We start from the raw sequence: 13,103 nt of genomic DNA, 5'->3' as shown, positions 1-13,103 counted from the left end.
TTATTCACTAACAAATAGCTGGTGGAATATATGACTATCAAAGTAGGTATCAACGGTTTTGGCCGTATCGGCCGTATTGTTTTCCGTGCTGCTCAGAAACGTTCTGACATCGAAATCGTTGGTATCAACGATCTCCTGGACGCTGAATACATGGCGTACATGCTGAAGTACGACTCAACTCACGGTCGTTTCGACGGCACCGTTGAAGTGAAAGACGGCCACCTGGTTGTTAATGGCAAAACCATCCGCGTTACTGCTGAAAAAGACCCAGCTAACCTGAAATGGAACGAAATCGGTGTTGACGTTGTTGCTGAAGCAACCGGTATCTTCCTGACCGACGAAACTGCGCGTAAACACATCACCGCTGGTGCGAAGAAAGTTGTTCTGACTGGTCCTTCCAAAGACAACACCCCAATGTTCGTTCGTGGTGCAAACTTCGAAACTTACGCTGGCCAGGATATCGTGTCTAACGCATCCTGCACCACCAACTGCCTGGCACCGCTGGCTAAAGTTATCAACGACAACTTCGGCATCATCGAAGGTCTGATGACTACCGTTCACGCGACCACCGCTACTCAGAAAACCGTTGATGGCCCGTCTCACAAAGACTGGCGCGGCGGCCGTGGCGCGGCTCAGAACATCATCCCATCCTCTACCGGTGCTGCTAAAGCTGTAGGTAAAGTACTGCCAGAACTGAATGGCAAGCTGACTGGTATGGCGTTCCGCGTTCCAACTCCTAACGTATCCGTTGTTGACCTGACCGTTCGTCTGGAAAAAGCTGCTTCTTATGAAGAAATTAAGAAAGCAATCAAAGCTGCTTCCGAAGGCGCAATGAAAGGCGTTCTGGGCTACACCGAAGACGACGTTGTATCTACCGATTTCAACGGCGAAATCTGCACTTCAGTATTCGATGCTAAAGCAGGTATCGCACTGAACGACAACTTCGTGAAACTGGTTTCCTGGTACGACAACGAAACTGGCTACTCTAACAAAGTACTGGACCTGATCGCTCACATCTCCAAATAAGTTGAGATGAGTGCTTGATCCAAAAAGGCGACTTCGGTCGCCTTTTTTTATTTATAAGACAGAGGATTGCTTAATGATTAATAAAATTTTTGCACTTCCGGTAGTCGAACAGCTTACCCCTGTGCTCTCCCGCCGTCAGATTGACGGCGCTGATATCATCGTCGTTGACCACCCGCGCGTTAAGGCCTCCGTGGCGCTGAACGGCGCGCACCTGCTTTCCTGGAAACCGGAAGGCGAAGCTGAAGGCTTATGGCTGAGCGATGCGACCTCCTTCAAAAAAGGGGCAGCGATTCGCGGTGGCGTGCCGATCTGCTGGCCGTGGTTCGGCCCGTCCGCCCAGCCGGGTTTGCCTTCTCACGGTTTTGCCCGTAACCAGCAGTGGACGCTAAAAGCGCATCACGAAGATGACAACGGCGCCGTGCTGACCTTTGAGCTGCAGGCTAATGATGAAACCCGCGCCCTCTGGCCACACGATTTCACCCTGTATGCCCGCTTCAAGCTGGGTAAAACCTGTGAAATCGAACTGGAAGCTCACGGCGAGTTCGAAACCACCTCCGCCCTGCACACCTATTTCAACGTGGGTGATATCAGCGCAGTGAAGGTGAGCGGCCTGGGCGATACCTATATCGACAAAGTGGATAACGCGAAAGAAGGCAAACTGAGCGACGGCGTTCAGGCATTCCCTGACCGTACCGACCGCGTTTACCTGCACCCGGAAGCGTGCAGCGTGATCCACGACGGCGCCCTGAACCGCGGCATTGAAGTGGTCCATCATCATCACAGCAACGTGGTGGGCTGGAACCCGGGTCCGGCACTGTCTGTCAGCATGGCCGACGTGCCTGACGACGGTTATAAAACGTTCGTCTGCGTGGAAACCGCCTGCGTGATCACCCCGCAGAAAGCGAGTGAAGAAAAGCCATCTCGTTTAGGGCAGACGATCCGCATTGTTAAGCGATAAATTCGCTGCACCACGCTAAAGCAAACGGGGCGCAAGCGCCCCGTTTTAATGCATCAATTGCACGATATTAGTGCGCAATCAGAACTTGTAGCTCACCCCCACAGAGAAGATGCCTGCCCAGGACTTATCGACCATCGGGCTGTCCTTCACTTCATCGCTCAGACGCTCATAGCGGCCGGTACCGTACACGCTCCAGTCGCCGAGGAAGTTGTAGGTCGCGGTCAGCTCCAGGTAAGGATCCCAGCCGTCATCTGCACTGTAGCTTTTCAGACCACTGCGGCGGGACTCGTTTTTAGAGACGCCGTAGTAGTAGTCGTTGTAGTTCTCGCTGTTGTACTGCACACCGATACCCGGCGTCAGGGTGAGCCCACCGTTGGTGTAGCGGTACAACCATGCCAGGTCCCAGATAAAGCCGTTGCTGTTATCCAGCGTGTCACCCGCCAGGGCCGTACGCAGGAAGCCATACTCGGTGTTATGTACATACGAGAGCCCGGCCATCATGGTGCTTTTACGCTTGTCGAGCTGGCGAAGCGCGTGGCTGTCGCTGTCACCCGGCTTGAAGTGCGTTGGATCGTAGTAGGCCATGATGGAGAGCTTATCGGCCTTGTCGTTCCAGAGATAGTAGCCGCCGCCGAGCCCGCGGAACCAGACGTTATCGCCTTCATAAGTGATAACGGGAACAGGATAAACATCACGGTCATACTGTTTGTACGGGCTGTTAATGACGCCAACACCCGCGCCAACCGTCCACTGACTTTCCGCCTGTGCGGTGCTTACTGCGGTCGCGGCAAGGATGCCTAATGCCAGAAGTTTGAGTTTGGTCACAATCCATTCTTTCCTGTAGTCAAATAATCAGCGGGTGAAGTGTAACCGCCATTCCCGTACATCCCAAAATTTTTTGCCTGCTAATCAGTCTGATTAACCCATTATTTTTAACTTTTCAGATGACAACACGCTTTCATTAATATGACCACTGAATGAAAAACGTGCATTTGTCTTATAGCGACAGTGGAAATTTTTGGATGAGTTATTGATATGTCATTGAAAGTAGATTTTCTGGGCATGCAAGTTTTGCAAATGCCATCTACGCTTTAATTTAAGAAGAGTTTTCCTGAACACCCTGCGGTTCTTAGCGTCTGACCTGGCACACAGGTTGCTGCTCTGGCAGTGAGGTGCGAGAGATTCTCTTCCGGGAGCCTCCACTACTCATACGAACGGCTCTTATCCTGTGCTAAAAAACGAAAGGACGGCATGCCATGAATATATTCGATCACTATCGCCAGCGCTATGAAGCTGCCAAGGACGAAGAGTTCACACTGCAGGAGTTTCTTACCATCTGTCGGCAAGATCGCAGTGCCTATGCCAATGCGGCAGAACGGCTATTGATGGCTATTGGTGAGCCAAACATGGTTGACACTGCCCTGGAGCCTCGGCTTTCCCGTCTCTTTTCGAATCGGGTGGTCGCCCGATACCCGGCGTTTGAAGAGTTCTATGGTATGGAAGATGCCATTGAACAGATTGTCTCCTATCTGAAGCATGCCGCTCAGGGTCTGGAAGAGAAGAAACAGATCCTCTATTTACTCGGCCCGGTGGGTGGCGGTAAATCCTCGCTGGCTGAACGCCTGAAGTCGCTGATGCAGCGTGTCCCTATCTATGTGCTAAGCGCCAACGGTGAACGCAGCCCGGTGAACGACCATCCGCTGTGCCTGTTCAATCCGCAGGAAGACGCGCAGATTCTGGATAAAGAGTATGGCATCCCGCGTCGCTACCTCGGCACCATCATGTCGCCGTGGGCGGCTAAACGCCTGCACGAGTTTGGTGGCGACATCACCAAATTCCGTGTGGTGAAGGTCTGGCCGTCTATCCTTGAGCAGATCGCCATCGCCAAAACTGAACCCGGTGATGAGAACAACCAGGATATCTCGGCTCTGGTGGGTAAAGTCGATATTCGTAAGCTGGAAAACTTCGCGCAAAACGATCCGGATGCCTACGGTTACTCCGGCGCGCTGTGCCGTGCTAACCAGGGGATTATGGAATTCGTCGAGATGTTTAAAGCACCGATTAAAGTGCTGCATCCACTGCTGACGGCTACCCAGGAAGGGAACTACAACGGGACGGAAGGTATTTCCGCCCTGCCGTTTAACGGGATTATCCTCGCCCACTCGAACGAATCTGAATGGGTGACCTTCCGTAATAACAAAAACAATGAGGCCTTCCTTGACCGCGTGTACATCGTCAAGGTGCCTTATTGCCTGCGGATCTCCGAAGAGATCAAAATTTACGAGAAACTGCTTAACCACAGCGAGCTGGTGCATGCACCCTGCGCGCCCGGCACGCTGGAAACGCTGTCGCGCTTCTCCATCCTTTCGCGTCTGAAAGAGCCGGAAAACTCCAGCATCTATTCGAAAATGCGCGTCTATGACGGTGAAAGCCTGAAAGATACCGACCCGAAAGCGAAGTCATATCAGGAATACCGCGACTATGCCGGGGTTGATGAGGGGATGAACGGTCTGTCCACGCGTTTCGCGTTTAAGATCCTCTCCCGCGTCTTTAACTTCGACCATGCGGAAGTGGCGGCCAACCCGGTTCATCTGTTCTACGTGCTGGAGCAGCAAATCGAACGCGAGCAGTTCCCGCAGGAGCAGGCTGAACGCTATCTTGAGTTCCTCAAAGGTTACCTGATCCCGAAATACGCCGAGTTCATTGGCAAAGAGATCCAGACGGCCTACCTGGAATCCTATTCAGAATACGGGCAGAACATTTTCGACCGTTATGTCACCTATGCTGACTTCTGGATCCAGGATCAGGAGTACCGCGACCCGGATACCGGCCAGCTGTTTGACCGTGAGTCCCTGAACGCGGAGCTGGAAAAAATCGAGAAGCCTGCCGGGATCAGCAACCCGAAAGACTTCCGTAACGAGATTGTGAACTTTGTCCTGCGCGCCAGAGCGCATAACAACGGGCGCAATCCGAACTGGACCAGCTACGAAAAACTGCGCACGGTCATTGAGAAGAAAATGTTCTCCAATACCGAAGAGCTGCTGCCGGTGATCTCGTTTAACGCCAAAACCTCAACCGATGAGCAGAAAAAACACGACGACTTTGTCGACCGTATGATGGAAAAAGGATACACCCGCAAGCAGGTCCGCCTGCTTTGCGAATGGTATCTGCGCGTGCGTAAATCGTCTTAAAAACAAGTGCCCGGTGGCGGTTAGCGCTGACCGGGCCTACAAAATGCAAGTTGGCAAATGCAGTACGGGGGGTATATGACCTGGTTTATTGACCGGCGTCTTAACGGCAAAAACAAGAGCACGGTGAACCGCCAGCGCTTCTTGCGTCGTTATAAAGCGCAAATTAAACAGTCTATCTCCGAGGCCATCAACAAACGCTCGGTGACCGACGTCGACAGCGGCGAGTCTGTCTCCATCCCCACCGATGACATCAGCGAACCGATGTTTCATCAGGGACGTGGCGGCCTGCGCCATCGCGTACACCCAGGTAATGACCACTTCGTTCAGAACGACAGAATTGAGCGTCCTCAGGGCGGCGGCGGTGGTTCAGGAAGCGGTCAGGGACAGGCCAGCCAGGACGGTGAGGGTCAGGACGAATTTGTCTTCCAGATTTCGAAAGATGAATATCTCGACCTGTTGTTTGAAGACCTGGCGTTGCCGAATCTGAAAAAGAATCAGCATCGTCAGCTTAACGAATATAAAACCCATCGCGCGGGCTATACCGCCAACGGCGTGCCCGCTAACATCAGCGTCGTGCGTTCGTTGCAGAATTCGCTGGCGCGACGAACGGCCATGACGGCGGGCAAACGGCGCGAACTGCGCGAGCTGGAGAGCAGCCTGAAGGTCGTGGAAAACACGGAACCGGCGCAACTGCTGGAAGAGGAGCGTCTGCGTAAAGAAATTGCCGAGCTGAGGGCGAAGATTGAACGGGTACCGTTTATCGACACCTTCGATCTGCGCTACAAGAATTACGAAAAACGCCCTGAGCCCTCCAGCCAGGCGGTGATGTTCTGTCTGATGGACGTTTCCGGCTCGATGGATCAGGCCACCAAGGATATGGCGAAGCGTTTTTATATTCTGCTCTACCTGTTCCTGAGCAGAACCTATAAGAACGTGGAGGTGGTCTATATCCGCCACCACACTCAGGCGAAAGAAGTAGATGAACATGAGTTCTTCTACTCGCAGGAGACCGGCGGGACCATCGTATCAAGCGCCCTGAAGCTGATGGATGAAGTGGTCAAAGAGCGTTACGACCCGGCGCAGTGGAACATTTATGCCGCGCAGGCGTCCGATGGCGACAACTGGGCCGATGACTCACCGCTGTGTCACGAGATTCTGGCGAAGAAAATTCTGCCGGTGGTGCGTTACTACAGCTATATCGAAATTACCCGTCGCGCGCACCAGACCCTGTGGCGGGAGTATGAACATCTGCAGGCAATGTTCGATAATTTTGCCATGCAGCATATCCGTGACCAGGATGATATTTATCCGGTGTTCAGGGAGCTGTTCCATAAGCAATCTGCTACCAGCAACGCATAATCCAACAGCCAGCGAACGCGCTGGCTGTTTTCTTTCGACCCCGTTCATCCCGTGCTAATGTAGAACCCTGCATACAGGATTATCACCGGGAAATGGTTATGACTGACGACGTTATTGGGGCAGGAACCCACCAGCAGCTGATTACCTTACTCACCGAGCAGGGCGCGCGGTTTCGCGTCATGGAGCATGAGGCGGTTGGGAAATGCGAAGCGGTAAGTGAAATTCGCGGGACCGATCTGCGGCAAGGCGCAAAAGCCCTGGTCTGCAAGGTGAAGGGAAACGGCGTAAAAAAACACGTTCTGGCGATCCTCGCCGCCGATCTGCAGGCCGACCTGAGCCAGCTTGCCAGCCATTTTGGCGGGCTGAAGGCCTCCCTCGCCAGCCCGGCCGAGGTCGATACCCTGACCGCCTGCGTTTTCGGCGCTATCCCGCCCTTTAGCTTCCACCCTGATTTGGCGCTGGTCGCCGACCCGCTGCTGTTCGAGCGCTTTGACGAAATCGCCTTTAACGCCGGTTTACTGGAGAAATCCGTGATTATGGATACCCAGGATTACCTGCGCATCGCCCGTCCTGAGCTCGTCACCTTCCACAAAGCGTAACTGCGATGGCTGGCGCTCCTGTCAGCCTTTTCGTTCCAGAAAAAGTACGGAGGCAACGAGAATAGCGGCAATAGCGAAAAACGATGAGGAGATAATCAGCGTTTCAACAAACATATGATCGTTCATGATGGCGACCCCTTTTGCGATATCTGCCTTCGTTTTAATCCGCGTAAATGACAAGGTTATGACAACGACAAAATCTTTTTAAAACTGTTCTCTGCCGCGTTTGCGCGTACAGTAAACAGAACAATTTTTCTGGCAAGGATTCCCTATGTTTGACCCTACTCTGCTCATTCTTCTGGCACTGGCCGCGCTCGGCTTTGTCAGCCATAACACCACCGTCGCCATCTCGATTCTGGTGCTGATTATTGTTCGCGTGACCCCGTTAAATACCTTTTTCCCGTGGATAGAAAAACAAGGCCTCACCATCGGGATCATCATTTTAACCATCGGGGTAATGGCGCCCATCGCCAGCGGCACGCTTCCCGCTTCAACGCTGCTGCACTCGTTTGTGAACTGGAAATCGCTGGTGGCGATCGCGGTGGGGATTTTTGTTTCGTGGCTGGGCGGGCGCGGCGTTACGCTGATGAGCAGCCAGCCCTCGCTGGTGGCGGGTCTGCTGGTGGGCACCGTGCTGGGCGTGGCGCTCTTTCGCGGCGTTCCGGTGGGGCCGCTGATTGCAGCAGGCCTTGTCTCTCTGTTTATCGGGAAGTCGTAGTCAGGCTGGCCATATAGCGCGCCGGCGTCTGGCCCAGTCCCTTTCTGAACATGGTGATAAACGCGGTGGTCGAGTCATAGCCGAGTGTCTGTGCCACCTGCTGCACCGATTTCCCACCGATCAAATGCTGTAACGCCACGATCAGCTGCAGCTGGTGACGCCAGCGGCGAAAGCTTAAGCCGGTCTCTTTCACCACCAGCCGCGCCAGGTTGCGTTCGCTCATGGCAAAGTGGCTCGCCCACTGCGTCAGCGTCTGCCAGGCGGCGGGCTCTTCCGCCATTTTCTCGCTCATCAGCCGAATTTTAGGATGAGGCGAGACGGGCAGCTGCAGATGCTCCTGACGCTGGAGCGGCAGCTCGTCAAACAGAACGTCCACCAGGCGCGAGGTGGCCGCAAGAGTGAGTTGTTCAGGCGATTTTTCCGCCAGGGATAAAATCAGCTCCCGCACCAGAGGGGAGATTTTCAGGGTGCAGCAGCGGTCGGGCAAGCTTGCCGCCCCCGGTTCAATGAACAAAAAGCAGAGCTGTGCGCCAGGGGTGGCCCTGTTGCTGTGCGGCATCTGGCCGGGGATCCAGACGGCGTACTGGGGTGGAACCATCAGCATGGCATTTTCCACTTCGCAGGTGATCGCGCCGCCGAGGGCCAGAATCAACTGCCCCTTACGGTGATGATGTCGGGGAATATACTGTTCCTCCGCCACCACGCGGATGCGAAATGCGACGGCCGCATCGTGCTGGCTATCGGGATCATAGCCGTCCAGTCCCAGACCAATCATCAGTTTGTCCGATATTAGCGATAAACTGTCATTTTAGCCTGATTTAAACCGCCGGGAAAATCGGTATTGTGGGCGCTCGCTTGAACGTATGAGAACATAATGACTACTGCTATTCGCACCTCAGGAAAACACGGCGCGCTGTTGATTGCAGGCATCCTGATGATTGCCACTACGCTTCGCGTCACCTTTACCGGGGCAGCCCCGCTGCTCGACACTATTCGTCTTGATTATGGCTTAAGCACGGCGCAAACCGGTCTGCTGACCACCCTGCCCCTGCTGGCTTTCGCCCTTATCTCGCCGCTCGCCGCAGGCGTTGCCCGACGTATCGGCATGGAGCGCAGCCTGTTTGTCGCCCTGCTGCTGATTTGCGTCGGAATTGCACTTCGCTCTCTGCCTTCCGCCGTGCTGCTTTTCATCGGAACGGCGGTCATAGGCTGCGGGATTGCGCTAGGGAACGTGCTGTTACCCGGATTAATTAAACGTGACTTTCCGGGCCAGGTGGCGAAACTCACCGGAGCCTACTCCCTGACGATGGGCGTCTCGGCGGCGCTTGGCTCGGCGCTGATTGTTCCCCTGGCGCAGGGTAATGCGGGCTGGCACGGCGCGCTGCTGATGCTGATGGCGTTTCCGCTGGTCGCGCTGCTGCTCTGGCTGCCGCAGTGGCGTCAGAAACACGTTGCGACGGTAACGGGCGCTGGCGCGCTGCATAATCGCGCCATCTGGCGCTCGGCACTCGCCTGGCAGGTGACGCTCTTTTTGGGGATTAACTCGCTGATTTACTACGTCATCATTGGCTGGCTGCCGGCGATATTGCTCAGCCACGGCTACAGCGAAGCTCAGGCCGGCTCGGTGCACGGGCTGTTGCAGCTGGCCACGGCCGTGCCGGGGCTTGCCGTTCCGCTGATCCTCCACCGTCTGAAAGATCAGCGGGGGATCGCCGGTGCGGTTGCACTGATGTGCGCGGTTAGCGCGGCGGGGCTGTGGTTTATGCCTGATATGGCGGTGATGTGGACGCTGGTGTTTGGCTTCGGCTCCGGAGCAACGATGATCCTCGGCCTGACGTTCATCGGTCTGCGCGCCAGCTCTGCGCATCAGGCTGCGGCCCTGTCCGGCATGGCGCAGTCGATTGGCTATCTGCTCGCCGCCTGCGGCCCTCCGCTGATGGGGAAAATTCACGACAGCGCGGGAGACTGGCGGATCCCGCTTCTGGGCTGCGCCCTGGCCGCCGTGATAATGGCTATTTGCGGCGTGCTCGCCGGGCGAGACCGGGAGATCGCGCCCCGTTAAAGACTGTGGCAGACCATTGGGTCTGCCTTTTCTTACCCGCGCGCCGCGCGCAGCATCGCCTGCACCAGCACGACCGGGCGTCCCTCCAGCGCACTACGTTCATGCTGGAATAAGGTGATCACGAAGAACGGGTGCGTAACCAGCTCCGCGGCGCGAATTTCCCCCTGTTCGTCCCAGCCCGTAACGTGCATATCACCGCTTTCCAGCGCCTGTGCAAACGCCGGCGACACGCCATAGTTACAGTGATATCCCTCTTCAATTTCCGGCTTGCCGTACGCTTTTGCGATCAGCGTATTTTTGCGCAGCTCAATCGCATCGGTTTTTTCCACCAGCGAGCAGGTCAGCGGCGCAATCACCATGGTGCCTTCGGTATCCGTCTCGGCATGTGCCGCATCAGCCCAGCCCAGCACGTTTCGGGCATACTCAATCAGCGCGTGCTGGAATCCGCCGCAGGTGCCAAGGAACGGTACGCCGTTTTCACGGGCGTAGCGCGCGGCGATAAAGGCCGCCTCGGTGTTTTTATAGGGGCTGGCAGGCACCAGCCAGATGGCATCGTAGCCCACCAGATCTTCAGGGCTCGTCAGCTCCGTGGTGGCAAGCCAGTCGTAATCGGCGGTGAGGTCAAGGACTGCGGCGGCGTCGTCAATGGCCAGCGGGATCGCCTGATGCGCAATAACACTGGGATTGTAATCGCCAACCAGCGCAATGCGCAGCGTCGTTTTAACCGGGAGGTGTTCCATGAAAGGTTCCTTATGCCAGAGTATTATCAGATAACATAAGGAACCTCAGACTACCGATCTTCTGCAATTATCACAATACCTTAAATTGGGAGGGTGGAATCATGATCCAATGCAAACGCGTATACGAACAGGCAGCTCCGGACGACGGCTATCGGGTGCTGGTGGACAAGCTGTGGCCGCGCGGGGTCAAAAAAACGGACCTCGCGTATGATGAATGGTGCAAAGCGCTCACGCCCTCGAATGAATTACGCAAGGCCTTTCATAGCGAAACCATTGATTTCACCGCCTTCACTAAGGCCTATCGGGAAGAACTGGCGCAGCATGCTGATGAGGGAAGACGTCTGGCGACGCTGGCGAACAGGCAGACCGTCACCCTGCTCTTTGCTGCCAAAAACACAGAGCAAAATCACGCCCTGGTATTAGCCGACTGGCTGCGCCATCTCTGATCAGCCGATCGCCAGCTCATCGAGAATTTGTGGGGCTTCATCGGGAGTGAGCGGCATCAGATGTTCGGCGCGGACAAACGCAAAGCCGTGCTGATTGTCAAAGGCGTAAACGTCGCCTGTCACCAGCCAAAGCGCGCGATCCGCAGTTACGGGAAGTTGCGTCATCACGCCGTTGACCGGGTTCACGAAACGCAGGCCAGGCTCGCACAGGCCAAACAGCTCAACAGATTTACCAATATTGCGACGGCCTGACGCCGTGCGGGCACCCACGATCATCGCCATGCTGCCCGGTTTAAGCTGGAACATACTTCTCTCGCAGAAACTAACGCCAGAAACTGGCTAAGATTAATCCTAAAGAGAAGTGTATCGCAGGCAATATAGGTCTGTCACCTGGCGGGTTGCGGATGATCGCGACGGTAGAGCGTCCATTCATCTATCACTTCACCCCCCGGTAGTTTGCACTCCGTGCGTACGCCCTGCGGGCTTTGAACCGGGATCTGTTCCCCGCCTTTCTCCAGGCAGTACACGGAGGCCGGGTTCGCCATACCGATAGCGTGCGGCGGTTTCGGCGCATCGGGTGGGGTTGTTTTTGCGGTACAGGCCACCAGGGGAAGCGCCAGCGCCAGAAGCAGAAATCTCATCTCATTGATCCTTGTGACATCATTACAGTCTAAGGGTAACGGTTCATCGCCGCGTTCTCCATGATTTCTCCATTTTAACTGCACTTTTCAACACTATAGTGTGGCATGTTCTCGATATGACCAGAGAACATCATTCCGTAATCAAGATGTCTTTGCCCCGGTCTCAACAACGGGGCTTTTTTTCTCTGCTGCAGCCCCCTCCCTGCATATATTAAATTTTTTATATTCATGTTTTACTATGCCTGAAGCCTAAAAATTCAGCATAACATGCAGATGCAGACGTCTTCTGCATGGGAGTCATTCTACGTCATGTCGGATTTTATCCTTGCCCGTGTTTCAGAAACCCTCGCCACTGAACAATCCCTTGAAGGTCTCGTTCGCCAGCTGCTGGAGATGCTGGAAATAGTGACTGATATGGAGTCGACTTATCTCACCAAGGTGGATATCGAAGCCCGACTGCAGCATATCCTCTACGCCCGCAACAGCAAGCAGATGACAATCCCTGAGGGGCTGAGCGTCCCATGGGATGAAACACTGTGTAAGCGCGCGCTGGATAGCGGCACCGTATTCAGCAACGACGTTCCCGAACGCTGGCCGGAGTGCGAGGCGGCGAAAGCACTCGGCATTACGACCTACATGAGTATTCCTGTCCATCTTGCGGATGGTTCACTCTACGGAACGCTCTGCGCCACCAGCACGGCCAGAAAGCCGCTTAGCGAGCGCGGTGAACAGGTTCTGAAGTTATTCGCCGGGCTGATTGCCCAGTCCATTCAGAAAGAGTCGCTGATGACTCAGCTTCGCGAAGCCAATGCGGCCCTCATCGCGCACTCTTACACGGATGCCCTTACCGGTTTACCCAACCGTCGCGCCATTTTTGAAGATCTGACCACGCTGTTTTCCCTGGCGCGCCACCTTAAACGTAACACCGTCATCGCGTTCATCGATCTGGATGATTTCAAGCTGATTAACGATCGCTACGGACACGAGGCTGGTGACCAGTTCCTGATAGAAGTGGGCAAGCGTCTGACGGAAGAAAAACAGCAAGACGATATTATTGGCCGGCTGGGCGGCGATGAGTTTCTGGTGGCTTCACTAAGCGCATATCACAGCGACGGAGATAACGCGCAGGTCACTCTGCTCAAAACGCGCCTCAACGCCTGCATTGCCGGTGAATACTGGCTGGGTAGCGTCAACCTCATTTATCCCGGAGCAAGTCTCGGCGTTATCGAAGTGGACCCTGAGGTAACCGATCCGGACAGCGCATTACGCGCAGCAGATGTGGCGATGTATCAGGATAAGAAAGGAAAAAGCAAAACACGCTTTCTCACTATGGATTAACCCCGTACACTCTACGGCGTTACAA

At 54.9% G+C, this 13,103-nt stretch carries 15 protein-coding genes; 9 read left to right on the top strand and 6 right to left on the bottom strand.

The features are described from left to right. The first annotated feature begins 30 nt into the window (after nucleotides 1-30). Nucleotides 31-1,026, top strand: coding sequence for a glyceraldehyde-3-phosphate dehydrogenase (gene gapA, locus NUX24_RS02865; RefSeq protein ID WP_023311257.1), 996 nt, complete (start codon nucleotides 31-33; stop codon nucleotides 1,024-1,026). A 73-nt stretch (nucleotides 1,027-1,099) separates the two neighbouring features. Beyond that, nucleotides 1,100-1,984 carry a D-hexose-6-phosphate mutarotase gene (locus tag NUX24_RS02860; RefSeq protein WP_257829813.1) on the top strand — a complete coding sequence of 295 codons (885 nt, stop codon included), beginning with the start codon at nucleotides 1,100-1,102 and terminating at the stop codon, nucleotides 1,982-1,984. 78 nt (nucleotides 1,985-2,062) lie between these two features. Here the strand turns inward: NUX24_RS02860 and NUX24_RS02855 are convergent, their stop codons facing one another. Further along, nucleotides 2,063-2,809 (bottom strand): MipA/OmpV family protein, encoded by a 747-nt coding sequence (locus tag NUX24_RS02855; RefSeq protein WP_047651918.1) that lies wholly within the window; start codon nucleotides 2,807-2,809, stop codon nucleotides 2,063-2,065. A 431-nt stretch (nucleotides 2,810-3,240) separates the two neighbouring features. Here NUX24_RS02855 and yeaG point away from each other — a divergent pair, with 431 nt between their 5' ends. The 3 genes from yeaG (at nucleotide 3,241) to NUX24_RS02840 (ending at nucleotide 7,133) form a co-directional block, all read left to right on the top strand. After that, nucleotides 3,241-5,175 (top strand): protein kinase YeaG, encoded by a 1,935-nt coding sequence (yeaG, locus tag NUX24_RS02850; protein ID WP_008500713.1) that lies wholly within the window; start codon nucleotides 3,241-3,243, stop codon nucleotides 5,173-5,175. Between the two features lie 75 nt (nucleotides 5,176-5,250). Next, the gene (locus NUX24_RS02845; protein ID WP_032651499.1) at nucleotides 5,251-6,534 is read left to right on the top strand and encodes a YeaH/YhbH family protein; all 1,284 of its coding nucleotides are present in this window, start codon (nucleotides 5,251-5,253) and stop codon (nucleotides 6,532-6,534) included. Between the two features lie 98 nt (nucleotides 6,535-6,632). Beyond that, complete coding sequence (locus NUX24_RS02840; protein WP_047651996.1) at nucleotides 6,633-7,133, top strand: YbaK/prolyl-tRNA synthetase associated domain-containing protein; 501 nt, start codon at nucleotides 6,633-6,635, stop codon at nucleotides 7,131-7,133. A 21-nt stretch (nucleotides 7,134-7,154) separates the two neighbouring features. Here NUX24_RS02840 and yoaI read toward each other — a convergent pair whose 3' ends face one another. Further along, nucleotides 7,155-7,259 carry a small membrane protein YoaI gene (gene yoaI / locus NUX24_RS02835; protein WP_111965575.1) on the bottom strand — a complete coding sequence of 35 codons (105 nt, stop codon included), beginning with the start codon at nucleotides 7,257-7,259 and terminating at the stop codon, nucleotides 7,155-7,157. Between the two features lie 145 nt (nucleotides 7,260-7,404). Between yoaI and NUX24_RS02830 the strand changes: the two genes are divergently transcribed. Next, complete coding sequence (locus tag NUX24_RS02830) at nucleotides 7,405-7,851, top strand: DUF441 domain-containing protein (RefSeq protein WP_024908579.1); 447 nt, start codon at nucleotides 7,405-7,407, stop codon at nucleotides 7,849-7,851. Here NUX24_RS02830 and NUX24_RS02825 read toward each other — a convergent pair. Continuing rightward, nucleotides 7,835-8,626 carry a helix-turn-helix transcriptional regulator gene (locus NUX24_RS02825; protein WP_047651916.1) on the bottom strand — a complete coding sequence of 264 codons (792 nt, stop codon included), beginning with the start codon at nucleotides 8,624-8,626 and terminating at the stop codon, nucleotides 7,835-7,837. The two genes, NUX24_RS02830 and NUX24_RS02825, sit on opposite strands and share 17 nt — an antisense overlap. 99 nt (nucleotides 8,627-8,725) lie before the next feature. Between NUX24_RS02825 and NUX24_RS02820 the strand changes: the two genes are divergently transcribed. Next, nucleotides 8,726-9,913, top strand: a complete 1,188-nt coding sequence (locus tag NUX24_RS02820; protein WP_047651915.1) for a CynX/NimT family MFS transporter — start codon at nucleotides 8,726-8,728, stop codon at nucleotides 9,911-9,913. 32 nt (nucleotides 9,914-9,945) lie between these two features. Here NUX24_RS02820 and NUX24_RS02815 read toward each other — a convergent pair whose 3' ends face one another. Next, complete coding sequence (locus tag NUX24_RS02815; RefSeq protein WP_047651913.1) at nucleotides 9,946-10,653, bottom strand: CTP synthase; 708 nt, start codon at nucleotides 10,651-10,653, stop codon at nucleotides 9,946-9,948. 101 nt (nucleotides 10,654-10,754) lie between these two features. Between NUX24_RS02815 and NUX24_RS02810 the strand changes: the two genes are divergently transcribed. Further along, nucleotides 10,755-11,099 carry a DUF488 domain-containing protein gene (locus NUX24_RS02810; RefSeq protein WP_047651912.1) on the top strand — a complete coding sequence of 115 codons (345 nt, stop codon included), beginning with the start codon at nucleotides 10,755-10,757 and terminating at the stop codon, nucleotides 11,097-11,099. On the opposite strand, the gene NUX24_RS02805 is transcribed toward NUX24_RS02810, so the two are convergent. After that, nucleotides 11,100-11,405, bottom strand: coding sequence for a periplasmic protein (locus tag NUX24_RS02805; protein WP_047651911.1), 306 nt, complete (start codon nucleotides 11,403-11,405; stop codon nucleotides 11,100-11,102). It lies immediately after the preceding gene. 80 nt (nucleotides 11,406-11,485) lie between these two features. Next, nucleotides 11,486-11,740, bottom strand: coding sequence for a DUF333 domain-containing protein (locus NUX24_RS02800; RefSeq protein WP_257829809.1), 255 nt, complete (start codon nucleotides 11,738-11,740; stop codon nucleotides 11,486-11,488). A 309-nt stretch (nucleotides 11,741-12,049) separates the two neighbouring features. On the opposite strand from NUX24_RS02800, the gene NUX24_RS02795 reads away from it, so the two are divergent. Continuing rightward, nucleotides 12,050-13,078: a sensor domain-containing diguanylate cyclase gene (locus NUX24_RS02795; RefSeq protein ID WP_257829989.1), complete on the top strand. Its 1,029-nt coding sequence runs from the start codon at nucleotides 12,050-12,052 to the stop codon at nucleotides 13,076-13,078. Nucleotides 13,079-13,103 lie beyond the last annotated feature (25 nt).

The organism is Enterobacter sp. HG048 (assembly GCF_024702055.1).
GTDB lineage: Bacteria > Pseudomonadota > Gammaproteobacteria > Enterobacterales > Enterobacteriaceae > Enterobacter > Enterobacter dykesii.
This window is presented reverse-complemented; position numbering and strand designations above follow the sequence as displayed.

What these genes read in the sequence shown, in the direction of transcription:
- gapA (WP_023311257.1), top strand. Translation starts at nt 31, where the DNA reads ATGACTATCAAAGTAGGTATCAACGGTTTTGGCCGTATCGGCCGTATT.
- NUX24_RS02860 (WP_257829813.1), top strand. Translation starts at nt 1,100, where the DNA reads ATGATTAATAAAATTTTTGCACTTCCGGTAGTCGAACAGCTTACCCCT.
- yeaG (WP_008500713.1), top strand. Translation starts at nt 3,241, where the DNA reads ATGAATATATTCGATCACTATCGCCAGCGCTATGAAGCTGCCAAGGAC.
- NUX24_RS02845 (WP_032651499.1), top strand. Translation starts at nt 5,251, where the DNA reads ATGACCTGGTTTATTGACCGGCGTCTTAACGGCAAAAACAAGAGCACG.
- NUX24_RS02840 (WP_047651996.1), top strand. Translation starts at nt 6,633, where the DNA reads ATGACTGACGACGTTATTGGGGCAGGAACCCACCAGCAGCTGATTACC.
- yoaI (WP_111965575.1), bottom strand. Translation starts at nt 7,259, where the DNA reads ATGAACGATCATATGTTTGTTGAAACGCTGATTATCTCCTCATCGTTT.
- NUX24_RS02830 (WP_024908579.1), top strand. Translation starts at nt 7,405, where the DNA reads ATGTTTGACCCTACTCTGCTCATTCTTCTGGCACTGGCCGCGCTCGGC.
- NUX24_RS02825 (WP_047651916.1), bottom strand. Translation starts at nt 8,626, where the DNA reads ATGATTGGTCTGGGACTGGACGGCTATGATCCCGATAGCCAGCACGAT.
- NUX24_RS02820 (WP_047651915.1), top strand. Translation starts at nt 8,726, where the DNA reads ATGACTACTGCTATTCGCACCTCAGGAAAACACGGCGCGCTGTTGATT.
- NUX24_RS02815 (WP_047651913.1), bottom strand. Translation starts at nt 10,653, where the DNA reads ATGGAACACCTCCCGGTTAAAACGACGCTGCGCATTGCGCTGGTTGGC.
- NUX24_RS02810 (WP_047651912.1), top strand. Translation starts at nt 10,755, where the DNA reads ATGATCCAATGCAAACGCGTATACGAACAGGCAGCTCCGGACGACGGC.
- NUX24_RS02805 (WP_047651911.1), bottom strand. Translation starts at nt 11,405, where the DNA reads ATGTTCCAGCTTAAACCGGGCAGCATGGCGATGATCGTGGGTGCCCGC.
- NUX24_RS02800 (WP_257829809.1), bottom strand. Translation starts at nt 11,740, where the DNA reads ATGAGATTTCTGCTTCTGGCGCTGGCGCTTCCCCTGGTGGCCTGTACC.
- NUX24_RS02795 (WP_257829989.1), top strand. Translation starts at nt 12,050, where the DNA reads ATGTCGGATTTTATCCTTGCCCGTGTTTCAGAAACCCTCGCCACTGAA.